General features: G+C 46.8%; 18 protein-coding genes, 2 tRNA genes and 1 pseudogene. 1 reads left to right on the top strand and 20 read right to left on the bottom strand.

The window, feature by feature from the left end:
• Positions 1-85: 85 nt before the first annotated feature.
• The 15 genes and pseudogenes from A1sIIB60_RS07380 to A1sIIB60_RS06035 all read right to left on the bottom strand — a co-directional run.
• Positions 86-202 (bottom strand): annotated as a pseudogene (locus A1sIIB60_RS07380) (CysS/YqeB C-terminal domain-containing protein); the annotation flags it as partial.
• 14 nt (positions 203-216) lie between these two features.
• On the bottom strand, positions 217-624 hold the full coding sequence (locus A1sIIB60_RS05970; protein ID WP_095689462.1) for a MaoC/PaaZ C-terminal domain-containing protein: 408 nt from the start codon (positions 622-624) through the stop codon (positions 217-219).
• The gene (locus A1sIIB60_RS05975; RefSeq protein WP_095671554.1) at positions 621-1010 is read right to left on the bottom strand and encodes an FAS1-like dehydratase domain-containing protein; all 390 of its coding nucleotides are present in this window, start codon (positions 1008-1010) and stop codon (positions 621-623) included. Before A1sIIB60_RS05975 ends, A1sIIB60_RS05970 begins: the two co-directional genes overlap by 4 nt.
• Positions 1010-1180, bottom strand: a complete 171-nt coding sequence (rpmG, locus tag A1sIIB60_RS05980) for a 50S ribosomal protein L33 (protein WP_017955317.1) — start codon at positions 1178-1180, stop codon at positions 1010-1012. Before rpmG ends, A1sIIB60_RS05975 begins: the two co-directional genes overlap by 1 nt.
• Positions 1181-1306: 126 nt before the next feature.
• Positions 1307-1380 (bottom strand) — tRNA-Met (locus A1sIIB60_RS05985).
• A gap of 18 nt (positions 1381-1398) precedes the next feature.
• Positions 1399-1471, bottom strand: a tRNA-Thr gene (locus tag A1sIIB60_RS05990).
• Positions 1472-1518: 47 nt separating this feature from the next.
• Complete coding sequence (locus A1sIIB60_RS05995; protein WP_095689463.1) at positions 1519-2469, bottom strand: quinone oxidoreductase family protein; 951 nt, start codon at positions 2467-2469, stop codon at positions 1519-1521.
• 155 nt (positions 2470-2624) lie between these two features.
• The gene (locus A1sIIB60_RS06000; RefSeq protein WP_095689464.1) at positions 2625-3806 is read right to left on the bottom strand and encodes an FUSC family protein; all 1182 of its coding nucleotides are present in this window, start codon (positions 3804-3806) and stop codon (positions 2625-2627) included.
• Between the two features lie 13 nt (positions 3807-3819).
• A complete protein-coding gene (locus tag A1sIIB60_RS06005) occupies positions 3820-4917 on the bottom strand; it encodes a RuBisCO large subunit C-terminal-like domain-containing protein (RefSeq protein ID WP_190279200.1) in 1098 nt (365 codons plus the stop codon).
• A gap of 34 nt (positions 4918-4951) precedes the next feature.
• A complete protein-coding gene (locus tag A1sIIB60_RS06010; protein ID WP_095689466.1) occupies positions 4952-6922 on the bottom strand; it encodes an SDR family oxidoreductase in 1971 nt (656 codons plus the stop codon).
• Positions 6919-7932, bottom strand: a complete 1014-nt coding sequence (gene mtnA / locus A1sIIB60_RS06015) for an S-methyl-5-thioribose-1-phosphate isomerase (protein ID WP_095689467.1) — start codon at positions 7930-7932, stop codon at positions 6919-6921. The genes A1sIIB60_RS06010 and mtnA overlap by 4 nt, the downstream gene beginning before the upstream one ends.
• Positions 7933-7990: 58 nt before the next feature.
• On the bottom strand, positions 7991-8776 hold the full coding sequence (locus A1sIIB60_RS06020) for an SDR family NAD(P)-dependent oxidoreductase (protein ID WP_095677662.1): 786 nt from the start codon (positions 8774-8776) through the stop codon (positions 7991-7993).
• Complete coding sequence (locus tag A1sIIB60_RS06025) at positions 8769-10532, bottom strand: D-apionate lactonase family protein (RefSeq protein WP_150131917.1); 1764 nt, start codon at positions 10530-10532, stop codon at positions 8769-8771. The genes A1sIIB60_RS06020 and A1sIIB60_RS06025 overlap by 8 nt, the downstream gene beginning before the upstream one ends.
• 7 nt (positions 10533-10539) lie before the next feature.
• Complete coding sequence (locus tag A1sIIB60_RS06030; protein WP_095689469.1) at positions 10540-11574, bottom strand: Gfo/Idh/MocA family protein; 1035 nt, start codon at positions 11572-11574, stop codon at positions 10540-10542.
• Positions 11571-12419, bottom strand: coding sequence for a sulfurtransferase (locus A1sIIB60_RS06035; RefSeq protein ID WP_095689470.1), 849 nt, complete (start codon positions 12417-12419; stop codon positions 11571-11573). The genes A1sIIB60_RS06030 and A1sIIB60_RS06035 overlap by 4 nt, the downstream gene beginning before the upstream one ends.
• A gap of 47 nt (positions 12420-12466) precedes the next feature.
• Between A1sIIB60_RS06035 and ilvD the strand changes: the two genes are divergently transcribed.
• Complete coding sequence (gene ilvD / locus A1sIIB60_RS06040) at positions 12467-14152, top strand: dihydroxy-acid dehydratase (RefSeq protein ID WP_095689471.1); 1686 nt, start codon at positions 12467-12469, stop codon at positions 14150-14152.
• Here the strand turns inward: ilvD and A1sIIB60_RS06045 are convergent.
• The 5 genes from A1sIIB60_RS06045 to A1sIIB60_RS06065 are packed head-to-tail and all read right to left on the bottom strand — an operon-like array spanning position 14149 to position 18555.
• Complete coding sequence (locus tag A1sIIB60_RS06045) at positions 14149-15162, bottom strand: YeiH family protein (RefSeq protein ID WP_095689472.1); 1014 nt, start codon at positions 15160-15162, stop codon at positions 14149-14151. The two genes, ilvD and A1sIIB60_RS06045, sit on opposite strands and share 4 nt — an antisense overlap.
• On the bottom strand, positions 15163-16170 hold the full coding sequence (locus tag A1sIIB60_RS06050) for an Ldh family oxidoreductase (protein WP_095689473.1): 1008 nt from the start codon (positions 16168-16170) through the stop codon (positions 15163-15165).
• On the bottom strand, positions 16170-17108 hold the full coding sequence (locus tag A1sIIB60_RS06055; RefSeq protein ID WP_095689474.1) for an NAD(P)-dependent oxidoreductase: 939 nt from the start codon (positions 17106-17108) through the stop codon (positions 16170-16172). The genes A1sIIB60_RS06050 and A1sIIB60_RS06055 overlap by 1 nt, the downstream gene beginning before the upstream one ends.
• On the bottom strand, positions 17108-18274 hold the full coding sequence (locus tag A1sIIB60_RS06060; protein ID WP_095689475.1) for a UxaA family hydrolase: 1167 nt from the start codon (positions 18272-18274) through the stop codon (positions 17108-17110). Before A1sIIB60_RS06060 ends, A1sIIB60_RS06055 begins: the two co-directional genes overlap by 1 nt.
• Positions 18253-18555, bottom strand: coding sequence for a UxaA family hydrolase (locus tag A1sIIB60_RS06065; protein WP_095689476.1), 303 nt, complete (start codon positions 18553-18555; stop codon positions 18253-18255). Before A1sIIB60_RS06065 ends, A1sIIB60_RS06060 begins: the two co-directional genes overlap by 22 nt.
• Between the last annotated feature and the right edge of the window lie 69 nt (positions 18556-18624).

Raw genomic sequence — 18624 nt, forward strand, 5'->3', positions numbered from 1 at the left:
TTGCAATATCGCCAGTTATCTTGATTGGGCGTAGGTCGCGCGTAGATGCAAAAGTTGGAAAGCGTTCTTTGACGCGGAATTCAAAGCCACCAGCAACATCGATTACTTCAAAGCCGAGTGCGGCTATTTGATCGCGTAGTTGATCAGCCTTTGCAAAATCCTTGGCTGCGCGCGCATCGAGTCTTTCTTGCGCTAACTCTTCTTTACTCTTCGCTGTCATTTCTTAATTACAACAGCCTTGGCCATGCCCAGCACTTTGATTCCAGCGGATGTAGCAACGAGATCTACTTTGATCTGATCACCAGAAACTTCGGTAACGGTGCCATTGATTGTTAAATCCACTTTTTCACCAGCAGGCACGATCACTGGCTTAATAAAGCGAGCGCCGAATTCTTTAACGCTGGCTGTGCCGCCAGACCAATCGGTGACATATTTACCAACGAGGGCCATAGTCAACATTCCGTGGGCAATTACATTTGGAAGTCCCACAGAGACTGCAACTTCTTCGCTCTGGTGAATTGGGTTTTGATCACCTGATGCATCGGCATAGGCCTTGAGCATCTGGCGATCGATCAGGACAACTCGCTCTGGAATTGCGAAACCGACTTCAATCTTTGTTGTCATGCGCGCACCACCAAAGTTGACCAAGAGGAGACAACTAATTCAGAGCCGCGATGAAGATCTGAACGCACGCTAACGATCTCGTTTCCGGCAGCTACGCGATAGCTTTCAATTGTTGCTGAGCAACTAAGTGAATCCCCTGCCTTAACTTGGGCGAAAATTTCAAACTTTTGATCGCCATGGACAAGGCGCGACCAATCCAAACCAATTTCAGGTTGGGTGAGAATGTTTTGAAATTGATCCAATGAGATGCGGATCGTAAATGTTGGGGGTGCAATGGATGTATCAGTCTCGCCAATTACGGCAGCGAAGGCATCGATTTCTGATTGCGAAATAGAGATTGAATCAGCACCAGCGAAGGTGCGCCCGACAGAATCGGGTGCGAGCATTAGCGAGTTTCGCGGTGAAGAGTTGAAGACTTGCAACGTGGACAGAACTTCTTGAGTTCCATACGGTCTGGATCGTTGCGGCGGTTCTTCTTTGTAATGTAGTTGCGCTCTTTGCAGTCAACGCATGCCATGGTGATCTTTGGACGAACGTCCGCGCTCTTGCTTGCCATGGTCTTGCTCCTTCTATCGGTTAGTACCGTTTTGGTACCTGCTTGTTACGAGGCGCTTAGGTTACCTGAGCGATCTCGTTGCGCGAAATTCACGCTTATTTAACTGCCAACTGCTGGTCAAACTAGTAGCGGAGGCGGGATTTGAACCCACGACACAGCGATTATGAGCCGCTTGCTCTACCAAGCTGAGCTACCCCGCCAAGGGTTGTGCACTTTCGAGCCCCCCACCGGAATCGAACCGGTGACCTTTTCCTTACCATGGAAACGCTCTACCGACTGAGCTAGGGGGGCAATAGGTAGAGGTGTGAGTGTACGACAGGTGCGGGGAAAGTTAAAAATTAGCGAGCAGGATCAAGCGTGACTTTGCCGGTTGTAGCCCGCGCCAGCATCGCTTGATGAGCCGCTTTTGCCTCAGATAATCCATAAGTTGCACCGATAACAGGCTTTAGCGCGCCAGATGAAATCAAAGCAAATAGCTCAATCAGAACATCGCCGAGCAACTCTTTCTTTCCAAAGCAATGTGCCAACCAGAAGCCTGCAACAGTTTTTGTTCCACCCATTAACGCACCCGGATGAATTGGAGTTGGCGCAGTCCGCGATGCCATTCCGTAGGTAATCAATCGACCAAAAGGTGCAAGTACTTCAAGGCTGGCATCGAAAGTTTTTCCACCAACCATTTCTAAGACGATATCTACTTTCTTTCCACCATTTGCCGCCATCATCGCGGCCGCCAGATCACTGGCATTCGCATCAACAACTTCATCTGCGCCCAATGATTTAGCAAGTTCATTCTTTTCCGCTGTTGATGTAACTGCAATAACTTTTGCGCCCCAAATCTTGGCTAATTGAATTGCCAGAGAACCAACGCCACCGGCTGCAGCTTGAACAACAACGGTTTCACCTGGTTGCACATGCGCCATGGTTTTCAAGATATGCCAAGCAGTTGTTCCCTGAACAAGCATTGCAACAGCTTGCGCATCAGAAACACTTTCTGGAATATCAACGCACATCGCTTTATGTGCCAGAGCTTTCTGCGCATATCCCCCGGTGCTAACACTTGCTAGAACGCGGCGACCAGTTTGGGTCTTGCCAACAACTTCTAGGCCAGGAATTAACGGCAGCTCTTGCTTGGAAAGATATGAGTTCTCAGTTTGGTGGGTATCGGCATAGTTGATTCCGATACAAGAGACATCTATTAACTCTTCGTTTTCACCTGGTGTGGGATCAGCCAGTTCAACGAGTTCGAGTACTTCTGGTCCGCCAAATTTCGTTATCTGGATAGCTTTCATTAGTTATCGCAGGTGCAGCGTTGGTCGGCAGGCACTCCTTGAAGCGCTTCTTCAATATGTTCGCCGCAACCTGACCAGGTGTATTTACTGCACTTCTTGCATACAACACGTGAACACATTTACTTCTCCCTTGTAGCCGATATTAAATTCTAGCGTTAGAAATACTTGCGGAAAATCTTCTTAAAACGCTTAGTTATGCGCTTATTAATTTTTAAGGTCTGGTCAATCGGTGATACCGCCATCACTTTGGCATGGGCTGGCTCATCAGGAGTGATCACATCTTTAAGTGCTGGAGAGTTTTGATCTAGTGAATCAGCGATTCGTTCGATATTGGCAACCATCGAAAGTCCACGAATGATCTGCTCTTGGTCAGCATCTTTTGCATCTTCAATTAGTGATTCGGCAAGTGCGGCACCGGCTTCGCGCGCATCATCAGTTGCCGTGGTTGTAGTTTCAAAGTCTTCTTCATCATCTATTTTGGATGAGATGGCATAACTTGCCGCAGATAGCGCAACTGCGATCTGCTTCTTGGTGGAATCTGCGATACCTCCGCTGACGGCAGAGTCAAAGAGAGTTCTGGCAATTGTGCGCACCTGAACGAGGGTGTGCTCGATCGCAATTCCTTGAACGTAAACTTCTTCGGCTACATCTTTCTCTGCTGTTGGGAACCATCTGGCATGTCCGCGCGCTTCAACTGATTGTGCACGTATCGCGGGAACTGCTTCCATTAACAACCTTGCTTTAGCTAACCAATTACCCGCTTCTTTCTGGGTGTAACCAGCGGCAACGCCTTCAGACATTTTCGCTAACAACTCAGCAGCTTTGGCAGATACATCGGTGATCTGATCGATCGCACGATCAACTGGTGTCTTGGCGTGAGAGAAATAGGAGAAGACAATTGCAATTGCTGCGCCGATAAGAGTGGAACCAAGGCGATGCGCTGCAGTTGTTCCACTGATTCCTGGGCCGATAACGATGAGTGCAGTAACCGGGACATTTACCGATGCCACCTCACCTAAGTGAAGTGCGCGCGCAACAACTGCGCAGAAGATAACTGTTAAACCGACTGCGATAAAGCCAAAATCAAAGATAGAAACGTTGATTAAAGCAACGGTTGCACCAATGGCAGTTCCGACTATCTGCCCAAAGCCTTCGCGAACAGATTTATGAAGTGAGATGCGGATCGACAAGGTGCAGACAATTGCCGCAACTACGCCGCCATCTTCAACGAGTAGATCTCCAACTTGCCAGGCGACTGCTCCAGCAAGGCCGGCCACGAGTATTTGACGTACCCAAACCCGGCGGTCGGCAAATAACTTCTTTAACTTTTTCCACATGATGTGGCTAAGTTTAGTAGGCGCGCACCAATTCGCACATGCGAGCCGCGTTATCTGCAAGGTTTCCGCGCGAAAGGGCTCCACCAATCAGTAGCGCGCTGTCATTGCCATACATCTTTATCATCTCTGGAATTCGCCCTAAATTCATTCCACCTGCAGGAGCGACAAACATTGGGTTTAACTTGCCAAGTTTTTCACGTGAACGCTCTGTTATATCTAGACAATGATCGCTGCTAAAGGCAAAACGTCCACCGATATTTGGAAAGATCGTGATGTCGGCCCCTGCAAGTCTCATCAAAGTGCCCAAGACAATTCCGTGTGAAATTCCCTCTGCTTTAGAGGTTATTAGTGATCCCAACATGGCAGGGTGTCCCTGAATAGGAAGTGCGATCGAGTCATCGGATGCGATCTTGCGCAACGAATCAAAGCCAGTTATTCCGGGAAGAATTAACAGCGCACCTGCACCTAAATCTTTTGCCGTGTGTGCAGCGTCAACTATCTGATCAAATGGAAGATTAAGGCTCGGTGCGTAAACAGATTTTCCACCGGTGACAGCATTTGCCTCTTTTACTGCACGAGAAATTAAAGTGACTCGCTCTTTCCATGTCGCCCAAGGTTGATTAGCAAGGCTGTGATCATCTTTAATCAAATCAAATCCCGCTAAGGCTAAGGTGCGGGCCATTTCTGCAAGTGTTTGCGCATCAGATCCCATTGGCTTTAGAGCAGTTGAAACAAGGGGGCGGGTTTCTGCGCCAAGTAATTTACGCAATCCACTGATTCCAAAACGAGGTCCACTAAATTTCGCGAGGAAAGAATCAGGCAGTTTTAAGCCAACAATCTTTACATTAGGGAATAGCGAAACATTTCCCCAGAGCACGTTAAGAAACTGGTTTAACTCTCCGCCAGTTACATCTGGGTTATAAGAAATAGTAATTAAGTGGCTAGTTTTATCTGAGGATGAAATCTCCTCAACTTTTCCAACCACTTCTTCCTGAATCCAACTTGGAGCTAATTCATAGGGAAATTCGATCGTCTGTTCTGCACGAATTACATCAGCGATCGACTTTGGATCTTCGCCAGTGAATTTATAGGTTACGTAGATACGATCCACTTTAAGCGCCTCCCCATTTGCCATGGGCAATTATCTACCTAGGAAATGCCGCCGCAACACCACCATCGACGGCGATAACGCTTCCTGTTGTGCGTGAAGATTCATCACTTAAGAAGAATGCTGCGGCACGTGCCACATCTAGGCTTCTTACGCGTGCATTTAAAAGATTTCGAGAGGCATAGAAGTCCTCAAGTTCCTCTGGTTTCACACCATGTGCAGCTGCACGTTGTTCGCGAATACCGCCCTCCCACAACTTGCTGTTATCGAAGACTGCGTCAGGGTTGATTCCGTTGAAGCGAATTCCGGCGTTTCCACCTTCAAGAGCTGCAATGCGCATCAACTGCAACATTCCTGCCTTGCTAACTGAATATCCACCAAATCCTGCGCCCGGTGCAAATGCGTTCTTGCTTGCGATGTAAACGATCGAGCCACCCATTTTCTGTTTGCGCATAACTTTCATCGCTTCTTTAGTCAACATAAACGCGCTGGAAAGATTTATATCTAAACCGCGGCGCCATTTTTCAACATCCAAGTCTTCAAGCTTGTCGCTGATGCCAATACCCGCGTTAATTACAGCGCCATCAAGTCCACCGAAGTGCTTAATAGTTTTTGTAACTGTCGCCTGAACATCTGCTTCCTTTGACTGATCACCCAATACCAATAGCGGCGGATTACATTTATTCTCGGCAAACTCTTTTTCAACTTCGAGAAGTCCTTTTTCTTCGATATCGGCAAGGACTACGTGAGCGCCACGTTTTCCGAGTTCAAGTGCCACGCCTCTTCCAATGCCGCTACCGGCACCTGTAACGATAATGATGTGTCCATCTAGTTGTGCGGGGGCTGGCTTGTTCTTTAACTTAAACAACTCCATTGGCCAGTAATCAAAACCAAAGATTTCTGCATCAGAGATTGTGTCTCCGTCACCAAATACATCGATGACTCGTGCTGCAACTTTGTGAGTATGTGAAGCGATATCTGCCAGCATCACATTCTCTTTAATTGTTGTTGCGGCGGTAACTGCACCTACTCCTGGAACAAGAATTACGCGTGGATCATTTCCATGGCTTGAATAACCAGCAGGTAATAATGACTTATTCGCTTCAAAATATGCGCTGTAGTTCTCACGGAATTCATTGATTCCAGTTTCAGTATCTTCCAAAGTCACTGTTGCTGACTTAGGGCGGATACGCAACATGTGATCGGCGCTAGATGCACCTAGAGCCAAGACCTTCTTCAGGTCTGGGCGCGATGCAATTTCAGCTAAACGAGTATCTGTTCTAAGTAACTGCTTCTTACCAAGAGTTCCGCGCAACTTTAGAAGCAAATCCTTTAACTCTTCATCGGGCAGATCTTGATGTTGGAAGTTCGCCGCTGGTCGTTTATTAAGTGAATCGAGGTATTTATCAGCCAACGCCACTGCATCAAGAGTCTTTTGGTAACAACGATCTGAATCTTCATCCCAGACAACTAGGCCGTGATGAGCAAGAACTACACCGGCATAATCGCCTAAACCGCCAACTAACTTAGACAGTTCAAAGCCCGGACGAATCCAATCGACATACGCGAATTCTTCACCGAGTGCTTCACGAACTGCTTTTTCTCCTTGTGGATGATTGGTCAGCGCGCAGATGGCATCAGCATGCACGTGGTCGATATGTTTTGCAGGAAGAAAACCATGTAAAAGAGTTTCTATAGAAGGACGGCGTGATGTTGGATCAACCAGCGCTCGAGTTACATAATCAACCATCGTGTCATCATCTAAAGCATCGAAATCGCGTAACGCTAGAAGTTCTTCAAGATAAAGCGCTGGGTAATCTCGATCAATGGCGTACTGCATATCTGCGCCAGAACCTTTAACCCATAAAACTTTCTTGAGGCGACCGAGATGGTCCTTTAATTCACCTTTACTCGATGTGTTGCCGCCACCGTAAACAACCATTGATTGGTCGGCACCGATCTTCTGTGAACGTGCGACTAGGTCGTGTAATGGCTTTAGATCACTCATAGTGTTTGGCCTTCTGCTATTTCGTAGGATTGTTTCTCGGTTATTACTGCGCTTATGTACTTAGCTGGTGTGACGTCAAAAGCTGGATTAAAGGTTTTAGCTCCAATTGGTGCGACTTGGATTCCCTTGAATTGGGTTAACTCTTCATCTCCACGTATCTCAATATGTATTTCACTTCCGGTTTTGATGCTGCGATCAACCGTTGATTCGGGTGCAACCACAAGAAATGGAATTCCTGCAGCGTGACAAGCAAGTGCAACGCTTAGCGAACCAATCTTGTTTGCAGAATCACCGTTTTCAGCGATTCGGTCCGCACCAATAAGCGCAGCGTCAATGCGACCGCTCAGGATCGCCATCGCTGCTGCGCCATCTGGCTCAATTCGATATGGAATCTCTGATTTCATCAACTCCCATGCGGTCAAACGTGAGCCTTGAAGCAAGGGACGAGTTTCATCTGCATAAACCTCTTTAACAAAGCCACGCTTATGTATCTCTTTAATGACACCTAGCGCGGTTCCGGTTCCGGTTGTAGCAAGTGAACCAGTGTTGCAATGGGTCAACAAAGTCATTGGCTTACTTCCCAGTTTATTGATCAGCCAATCTGCGCCAATATTTCCCATATCAGTACTCGATTGCTTATCTTCACTCGCTAACTGGTGGGCTGCGGCAAGAACTGCATCGCGTCCTTCTGGCAAATGTTTACGAATCTTCTCAACAGCCCAGGCTAAGTTAACTGCCGTTGGACGTGCATCGCGAAGTAAATCAAGGTTATGTTCTAACTCTTGCGCGCTATGTCCTTTACGCGCTGCTTCATCAATAACCAGTACGACGCCGTAGGCACCAGCAACGCCGAGCGCAGGGGCGCCTCTAACAACCAACCTTTGAATTGCATCGATATATGGAGCTAGTTCGTCGTATGAAATATAGGTTTCAGAGATGGGAATCTGTGTTTGATCGAGCAGAACAATCTTGTTTTCTTTCCAGACAATCGCTTCGAACCCGCTAGACATTTAAATGCTCCTTATTCAAGGTCTTGAACTTATCACTTCGCCTCTAAAAAAGAGATTGCTAAGCGTATGAATCCCAATCGCCACCACTCAAGATTCCACCATCTATAACAATAGATTGGCCAGTTATATAAGAGGATGCATCGGTTGCTAGGAAGATTACGGATCCGATTATCTCGTCAGGGTTGGAGAGGCGGCCAATCGGCGTTGTTTCGTCAAACCATTTTGTGCGATGGGGTTCGCCCCATAGCGGCTTGGTGAAATCCGTTTTGATAACTGAAGGTTCAATGCAGTTAACTCGAATTTTATCTTTTGCCCATTCACGAGCGGTGCTGCGGGTAATTGAAGTCACCGCTGCTTTGGTAGCTGCATATACAGAGATCGTATTGAAGCTATAACGAGCGCTAAGTGAGCTCATATTTACAATAACTCCGCCGCCGGCTGCCTTCATGATCGGATGCGCCGCCTGCGAAATAAAGTAGATCGCCTTCATATTCACTGAAACTATGGCGTTGAAATCTTCTTCGGTAACTTCAGTTATAGGTTTGCGACGATTTATTCCCGCAGTATTGATAACGATATCTAGGCCACCCATAAGCGCATTTGCCTCATTGACCACGCTGGCACATTGATCTGGGCTAGATAAATCAGCGCTAATTGAGAAAGCCTTACCTGATTCGCCAGAAATGGATTTGCGGACTTCATCGAGCCGTTCTTGATTTAGATCCTGGATAGTTACATCTGCGCCACGTTCGGCGAAGGCTTTAGCAATCAACGCACCTAGCGTTCCAGCGCCACCGGTTATGAGAACGCGCTTCTGCTTAAGATCGAATAATGGATCAAACATTTGCTACCCCTGTAACTTCTAAATAAGTAACGCTCTCGGGAGTTAAAGTCTGTGGCTTTAAATCAATTCCAGAGAATTTCACTTCCTGCTCAATAGTACTGAAATTAACCAGAATAACCTTTGCTTTTTGCCCTGAAGTAACGATTAGGCAATCAACTAACTCTGGAAGAGATGAAGCAGTTGGTCTGGCATGAGTAAATCCCTTGAGATTCTTGAACAAGCGCCAAACTGGAAATTCTTCACCTGCTTTACTAGCAAAGTTGAGTGCATCTTCACTTCCAGTAGATAGCTCGCGTATGCCACGCCATCCCAGAGTTTCGAAGTAAGTCACGGTTGAAATTGACGCTGACTCTGTAATCGAGCGAATAGACATCGCGGTCCAGCCTTCCGCAAACCAAGTGCGCTGGCGGGCATCGACCGACGATGGCAGAGGTGTATTGCTGACATCTTTATCGGGTTGAGTTGCATTTGGGTTGTACCTAGGACGTAGCGTTATTGGCCCAATACTTACCTTTTTTACTTTGGCAATCCGATGAGCATTTGTGGAAATCACTTTCTGGGTAGCAGTGTTTTGTATAAGAGTTCGATCGTCAAATGAGTGCACCTGGGGGTTAATTGAAAAATTGACTTGATCAACGAAATCGACTGAGCCTTGATTGCGATTGAGTTCGGTGAAGTACAGATCTGTACCACCAATGATTTTTGACTTATCCCCTAGTAACTCTTCGGCCGCTTGAATAAAACCAAGTGGCACTGTTTTATCGCTTGCCGAGAAGATATAGAAGCGGCGAATCTGATCCTTTAATTCATCTATTGGCTGCAGTATTACTTGAAGTTGCTGCGGGCTATTGGCGGTTATCGCAAGATCAAGATCAATCTTTAGCTGCTGAGTTACTAATAGCGCCTGTTCCACGGCAGAGCGAATTTGAGAATCACCGTTCAGTGAAAGGCGAAGGTGCTTGATCGCAAGATCTTCGAACCCCACGTACTCGCTGGCTATTAAGTGAGCAGGATCTTCACTTAACCCCAAACCAATTTCGGGAATTTCAATCTCTTTTGTGCCAACAGTAATAATGGCGCTTTCATCCTTTGAAATTGGTGTCGCGTGCTCGCCGGAAATTGAGATGGTTATCTTTTGGCTAAGCACCTCCCCCGGAGAAACTTGCGCAGGAAAAGGTAGAGAAATTGGTGTGCAGTAAGTCTTATATGACGCATCACTCCAGTTACGGTGATCTTCGCTTTCAAATATCTCGCCTTCAAACTTTATTGAAGCAATTTGTCCGCTTTGAAGCTTATGGCTAATGCCAGATAGATTTAAGAATGGTTGATCTGGAGAAATCGCTTCAGGGAATTTAGATTTTTCAATAGCGCCATCTGCCTTGGTTAACTCACAATCGCGTCCAGCTAAACCTGCAACGGGATGAAGCAGGCAGAGCCCCAAGCGGTTTCTCATAAAGGAAACTGATGTAGATGCGCTAAACCCGTAGGTGATTTCTCCGCTTTCTGAGCCAGTTATCTCTAACTCCACAGATAAATCTTTGGCATCGTGCGATCCCTGCGCTTTGATCTTCGCGCTGAACGAACGATCACTAACTTCCCAAATCTCGTCTTTGATAACAAATGGCCGAGAAGTCCAATTAATATCTTGGAACACCAGGTAGATCCTGCGAATTACCTCTTCGCTACCGTTACTTATATTCCAAAGACTTCCCTCGGAATACTCCAGAGTTAACGGGCCAGCGACAAGTTTTCTCATTTATCTACTACTTGAGTAGTGAGCCAACGTTAAAGACTTGGCCTGACTCGGCTGATTCATATGCGCCCAAGGTGATATCCAATAATTTGAGCGTGTCTTCGCCACTGGTTTCAGGTGTTCTGCCGGTTTTCAAACATTCAATCCAATGCTTATTTACATTTACGACGCTATCTTGAATTCCATTCCAGGGCTGAGAAGTCCACCCGTGATTCGGAATAACAACAACTTCATTAGTTACAGAGGTACCCGACACAACTTGAAGATGGTAATCAGCAGATAAGGTGATTGCTCCCTTGGTTCCTTCGATAATTACAAAGGTCTGCGGATAGGTGCTGTGGTCTGATCTAGTCTCGTAACTAGCATCAACAATGCAGCTGGCATCTGGCATATGCATCAGAATCGTGGCTGAATCTTCGCCTTTAATGATCGGATTTACTCGATGAGCGGAGGTAAAGATCGTATTTGGTTCACCGATAAAGTAACGAGCAAGATCGAAGAGGTGAACTGCGACATCAACGATAATCATTCGTTCGCTCTCAACCAGCCATGATTGAGCAGAGTAAACATCGTGTGCAGTTCTAAATGAAATTCGCCCGAAGAACGGGCGACCAATTGCGCCGCTATCGATAATCTCTTTGATTTTTCGCATTGGGGTCTGGAATCTAAAATTCTCGTGAACCATAAAGGGCAAGCCTTGATCTGACATCGCCTTAACCATTGACTTTGCATCTGCCATATCCCATGCAAGTGGTTTCTGACAGATTGCTGCAACGCCATGCTTTGCCGCTAGTTCGACCATATATTTATGAGTTGGTGGAGTCGTAGCAATATCTACGAAATCTAAATCTTCATTGGCAAATAACTCTTCCGCACTTGCATAAGCCTTGCCTCCGAAATTGGCGGCAGCCAACTTCGCTTTTTCAAAATCAACATCGCAAGTTGCAACTAGTTCGACGTCGGGATTCTGGCTCCATGCATGGAGGTGGTTCTGGGCAAAGAAGCCACATCCAATTAAGGCATATCTATATTTCTTCTGGGTCATAGCGCAATTTCTCTACTTGGATCTGTGATCCACTCGCTCCAAGAACCAACATATATTTTGCTTCCCGTGAAACCAGCGTGCTCCATAGCTAAGACATTTTGTGCAGCAGTTACGCCAGAGCCGCAATAGAAAATTGTGTTATCAGCGCTAACACCGTTGGTAAGTGATTCGTAGTGCTTCTTTAAATCAGCCTTGCTCTTAAAGAGCCCTTGCGCATCTGTAATTTCAGCGCGATCTGCCAGACCAGCGCCAGCGATATGTCCGCGTATTGGGTCATAGTATTTTCCGCCCCCGTGATATCCCTCTGCACCTCTGGAATCAAATACGCAGTAATTGGAATCATTTCTGGCCATTTCAACTTTTTCGACTTCGACTAAGAGATCGTTACGTAGCTTTGGAATGAAATTTGTAGGCGTTAAAACTTTCTTCTCTTGGTTTAAAGGTAAAGATTCGCGGTTCCATGCATTTAGGCCGCCATCTAGAACGGCAACTTTTTCATGTCCCATCCAGCGAAACATCAACCAAAGGCGTGATGCCGCCATCAAACCTGATTCTGCGTCGTAACAAATTACTTGGGTATCTGGGGTTATTCCCCAGTTAGAGAGAGTCTTAGTGAACGCTGCAACCGTTGGAAAAGGTCGGCGACCGGTAACGCCCGGAATAATTTCTCCAGACATATCAGTAGATAAATCTGCGTAATGTGCACCTGGTATGTGGGATTGGTCATAAACCTTTCTTCCCCAGGATTCGTCATCTAATGTGAAGCGAACATCAAAAATTACAAACTCAGAATTTTCTAAGTTGCGCGCCAAATCGCTAGTGGATATCAACGTTGTATAACTCATTGCTGCACACTCTTCACAAGGTATTGGGTTGTGGTTAGGGTACTACAGTGACTCTGACTCCGAGAAGTTCGCTTGTAACGCAAGGCCGTGACCGAAGCCCAAACCGCGCGATGTTGAGAGCGCTGGGTATGCAGGGCGATGATTTTAAGAAACCGCAGATTGGTATTGCATCTTCTTACAACACCATTACCCCTTGCAATATGTCGCTGCGCACCGTTGCTGAAGATGTTGCCGCTGGAGTAAGCGCTAACGGCGGATTCCCAATGGAGTTTGGAACGATCACTGTTTCAGATGTAATTTCTATGGGACACGAAGGAATGCATTTCTCCCTCGTTAGTCGCGAAGTAATTGCAGATTCTGTGGAAACTGTTATGCAAGCAGAACGCTTAGATGCGATGGTAACTCTGGCGGGATGCGACAAAAGTATTCCGGCGATGCTTATGGCAGCTGCGCGCATAGATGTGCCAAGTATCTTGATGTATGCCGGTTCTTTACTGCCTGGAAAAACTACTCTTCAAGATGGCACTGAGATTAAAGTAAATATCGTCACTTCTTTTGAAGCAGTTGGTGCAAATGCGCGTGGCTTAATGTCTGATGAAGATCTCGATCGCATTGAAAAGGCTGCCTGCCCAAGTGCCGGAACATGCGGTGGTATGTACACGGCAAACACGATGGCTAGCGCTTCAGAGGCGATGGGAATGTCACTTCCAGGCTCTTCATCTCCATCTGCAGTTGATAATCGCCGCGAACCGCTTGCAAAATTAGCGGGCGAATCTGTAATCAACTTACTTAAACTTGGAATCACAACCAGCGACATCATTACTAAAAAATCTTTGGAAAATGCCATCACGGTTGTCATGGCACTTGGAGGATCTACAAATGCAGTGCTTCATATGCCAGCGATCGCTCACGAACTAGGTATTGACTTATCTCTCGATGATTTCAAGCGAATTGGCGCACGCGTTCCATTGCTTGCAGATCTAAAACCATTCGGTGAATATGTGATGTTTGATCTCGATAAAGTTGGTGGCGTACCTGCAGTAATGAAGATTTTGCTTGATGAGGGTCTGCTCTACGGCGATTGCATGACCGTAACTGGAAAAACAGTTGCTGAAAATCTAAAGGATGTAAATCCTCCTGCTGCTGATGGAAAGATTATTTATCCAGCCGCTAAACCTTTTGGTAAAAATGGTGGCATAACTATTCTTAAAGGATCTCTCGCTCCTGAAGGTGCCGTTGTGAAGAACGCCGGTGTTGATGAGGAGAAATTCCAAGGCGCTGCTCGAGTATTTGACCGCGAAGAATCAGCGATGCAGGCGCTCTCTGATGGCACAATTAAAAAAGGCGATGTAGTTGTTATTCGCTACGAAGGTCCAAAGGGTGGTCCAGGAATGCGCGAAATGTTGATGATCACAAGTGCAATAAAGGGCGCAGGACTAGGAAGAGATGTATTGCTCGTTACCGATGGCAGATTCTCTGGTGGAACAACTGGACTTTGCGTAGGCCATATTTCACCGGAAGCTGTAGATGGTGGGCCGATTGGGTTAATTAAAGATGGCGATCAAATTTCGATCGATATCCCAAATGGAACTTTGGAGCTACTCGTTACACCCGAAGAGTTGCAAGAACGTGCCAAGAACTTTGTGCCACTCCCACCTAGATATACAAAGGGCGTGCTTTCTAAGTATGTGAAGTTGGTTGGTTCTGCAACCAACGGCGCAGTTTGTTCTTAAAGACCAGTAATTTGAACTGCCGCTAAGGCAACGCCGGCAACAATTACCCAAGCAATTAAGCCCATCACCATGGGGCGTGGGCCAATTGCTCGAATCGATTTCCAGCGCACACTTGAACCAAGTGCAACCAAACCAGCGCCAAGAAGTAACTTACTTACCAGAACGACTGCATCATGAATTCCTGAGGGAATATCAAGTGTGTTTTGGATCGTTGCAACTGCAATAAAGCCAATGACAAAGAATGGAATTAGTGGCACTTTCGTTGTCTTGGTACTAACCGCTATTCCATCTTTTTCATTTTGCATTGCAACTGAAGTTAAGTAGCGGCGGTGGCGAATCGAAAGAATTAGAACAATCGGAGCCAACATACATACTCGCGCCAATTTGATTACGACGGCAGATTGCACCGCCTCATCGCTCCAGACAGATGCAGTCGCAATTACCTGACCAACATCGTGTACGGCAGCACCAGCCCAGGCACCAAAAGTCTGATCACTTAGCCCAATTAGGTGGCCAATAAATGGCAGTGTAAAAATTGAAAGGGTGCCACAGAGCGAAATCAAAGCGATTGCATATGAGGTTTCTTCTTCGGTAGCGCGTGTTTGTGGGCGGATCGCAGCAACGGCAGTTGCACCACAGACTCCAAATCCAACGCCAATTAAAAGTCCAAGTTCACCACTCATCTTGAATACTTTTGATAGCGCCAAGATTCCAAAAATCGTGAAGGTCACAACCAAGATGACGGTTAGTACTCCCTTAAAGCCAATCGCCTTTAGCGATACAAGGCTTACTTGTGCGCCAAGAAGTGCGACTCCGATGCGCATTAACTTCTTGCTCGCAAGCCCTGTTCCGGCAGCGGCAAAGCTTGGCCATCTACCAAAGTTTGCAACCGCGAATCCAAATGCGACGCAAAGTGCAAGTGGACTTACCGCTGGTTGAAAATCATTGATTAGAAAGGCAACGCCAACAATTGCAGCTATCAGACCTAAACCAGGAAGGTTCTTAACCATTTAGATCCCTAACTTGCTTGACCATTGCGCTAGCTGATCAGCGACCGAATCGGTGATCGTAATGTTTTCTGCAATGTCGGGACGTTCTGGATTAGAACGATTTGCTCCAGGTAAGCGGCCTCCGGCAGCGTTTACCAGCGCTGAAAAGTCTGCAGTTCTTGTATTTTCACCATCCACCGAAAGTTTTGCGCTATCGATAGCGATAATGAAATGTGAAATTTTCTGTGGATTGGCATCTTGCTCGCTAGCGAACATATCTGGAATATCTTTTGCCAGTGATGGACCAACCAACATTCCCGTTAGCGATTCAACAAGTACTGCAATTGCATAACCTTTGACTCCACCTAGCGGCGCGAGCATTCCAGCAAGTGCTTCCTTAGCATCGGTTGTCGGGCTGCCATCTTTTGTAAACGCCCAGCCAGGTTCTAGTTCGGCACCTGCTTGCGCTTTTGCTTGAATCTTTCCACGTGCAACTGCGCTAGTTGCTAGATCAACAACAGTTGGCGGATTCGTTGGAATTCCCGCAGCAATTGGTGAAGTTGAAAGTAGCGCAGAGTTTCCACCCCATGGCGGCATTACTGCTGGCCCAGTGCTAAATGCGATTCCAACTAGTCCGCGATTAATCATCGGCCAGACATAAATTCCGAGAGCGCCACAGTGGTTGGATCGTCCAACTCCGACAGCGGCAATTCCATTTATTGCAGCGCGTTCAGCAGCAACTTCTGCCGCCTTCTGTAACTGCCAATGGCCAAGACCATCATCGCCATCAAAGACCACAAGGCTTGGTAGATCTGTTACTACCTTTAACTTCGCATCAGCTTTAATTCCACCTGCTTGCAAGCGCGCAAGATAGAAAGGAAGTCTCATTAAGCCGTGGCTTCCGATTCCCCAACGATCGCTGGCAACGATGCAACGAGCGGTTACATCTGCTTCTTGATCCGGAACACCGGCGGCTTTAAGAAGTGATTTCGCTAATTGCGTTGCAGAGCCAACAGTTAGCTGTGCCATTATTTTGCGCTCTCCTTGATTGCACCAACAGCATGTGTGGCAACTTCGTTATTTAAGACTTTCATAATATTTGAAACAAGGATTTCATTGATACGCAATTGGCTTTCCTTGGTAATCCCTGCAACGTGCGGAGTTAAGATCAAATTCGCAATTTGCTCCATTTCGCCTTTAACTGGTGGTTCTTGGGCGCGCACATCTAGGGCAGCGCCAGCAATAACCTTAGATTTCAAAGCTTCGATTAAATCGGCTTCGTTAATTACTTCACCGCGCCCCACATTTACCAATACGGCATCTGGCTTCATCAACTTCAAAGTTGCAGCGTTAATTGAGCCATTTGTTTCAGGGGTCGATGGCATATGGATGCTGATTACATCGCTCTCCTTTAAGACTTCTTCAAAAGACTTTAATTCAATACCGCTTAGATTTTTCGCATAAGGATCGAAACCAATCATTTTGCATTGAAAACCTTGCAATAACTTTGCCGTCGCTAGCCCCGTTGCACCACATCCGAGCAACCCCCAGGTTAAGCCCGATAGCTCGCGGCCTGGTGTGCGGATCCAATTTCCTTCGCGCGTGACTTGATCATGCCCAGGGACATTTCGTAATAAAGAAAGCGCTAATCCCAGAGTTAGCTCGCCAACGCTTACCGCGTTAGCTCCAAGACCGGCAACGACGACGACACCTGCAGCATCGGCTGCCTTGATATCAATGTTATCTAAGCCGACTCCGGCGCGAGCAATTACCTTTAACTTAGGTGCCGTAGCAATTACATCTGCAGTTACCTTCGTTCTGTTTCTTACAACTAGAGCAGTTGCATCTTTAAGAGCGCTCTTTAACTCATCGACGTTATTCCAAAGATCGTCATTTCGGACAATGGGAAAACTCCCCTCCAGCTTCTGGAAGGGAGTTCCCCATACATCTTCAGAGATGAGAATCATTATGCGGAGATATACAACTTTGTGAAGGTGAATTCACGGTGGCCCATAACTTCAGCCTTGCAGAGGCGTCCATTAACGGTCTGATTGATGACATCCATCATCATGTCGCCAGCCTTAGTTAAGTCATATTCGTAACGCAATAGACCTGAAACATCTAAATCGATGTGTTCAGTCATTGAGTTAGCAGTCTTAATGTTCGCTGTTAACTTGAGTACCGGAATAATTGGGTTACCAATCACATTGCCTTGTCCGGTTGGGAACAAGTGGATAACTGCGCCGCCTGCTGCCATCAGAGTTACGCACTCTGCAGCTGCTGATGAAGAGTCCATGAAATAAAGGCCCTTCTTCTTTGGGTCTGGAGCTTCAGCTGGCTTGAGAACGCCAACAACTGGAACTGAACCAGTCTTAGCGATATTTCCAAGCGCCTTCTCTTCAATAGTTGTTAGCCCGCCAGCGATATTTCCTTGCGTTGGCTGTGAACCTAGAAGGTTTGCACCAGTTGCTTCAATTACCTTGATGTAATTGTCGTAAGTTGTTTGGAACAAGTTACGGCAAGCATCATCGATACAACGGTCAGCGATCAAGTGCTCGCCACCAGTTAGCTCAGAAGTTTCGCCGAAGAATACGGTTCCACCTGCTGCTACCCAGCGATCGACTGCTTGTGATGTTGTTGGGCATGAGCCAAGACCTGATGTTGTATCTGATTCGCCGCACTTGATCGACATAATCATGTCGCCCATTTCGGCTGCTTCGCGCTCTAGGCCAGATGCATCTTGCAAGAACATTGCGGCAACGCGGCTTGCTTCCTGAATTACTTGGAGATCGCCCTTACCTTCAATAGAGAACGCTGCAACCGGCTTACCAGTCTTAGCGATGCCATCGGCAACTCTCTGTGTCCACTTTGGTTCGATACCAATTACAACTACAGCGGCAACGTTTGCGTTAACACCTGTTCCAATTAGCGTATTAAAAGTTAGCTCTAGATCTTCGCCGAATTGCAAACGCCCAAATGCATGTGGGAGTGCAAGAGTTCCTGGAATTACCTTCGCAACAGCTTCTGCAGCAGCATTTGAAAGATCATCAAGGGGCAAAATAATGACGTGATTGCGGATACCCATGGTGCCGTTTTCGCGGCGGTATCCCATTAAGCGCGGCTTGCTTCCCATCGATAACTCCTCATGTTGTGTGTGTGAATGTAATCGCCTTTTTTGATCGCAGCTGATGCCAGACCAACCTTGATTCCGTATTTAATAATCGCTTCGCCATTTGCAATATCTGCAAGGGCAAATTTGTGGCCGAGCGGAATCGCGTGATTTAAGATCGCGGTGCTCTCTGTTCCTTCTTTCACGGATCGCCCGTGAAGAGTTCCTGGTTGCATATCCGCCATAGCAACAGCGACATTGTCACCGTCGTGATGGAGCAGATATTGCGGTGGCGTAATTGCCATATCTGACTTTCCTCTCTCGCATAAAGGGGGTAGTGGTCTGACCTCTTGGTGGAGTCTAGGTTAGGTGAG

The sequence above is a fragment of the Candidatus Planktophila lacus genome (assembly GCF_002288385.1).
GTDB lineage: Bacteria > Actinomycetota > Actinomycetes > Nanopelagicales > Nanopelagicaceae > Planktophila > Planktophila lacus_D.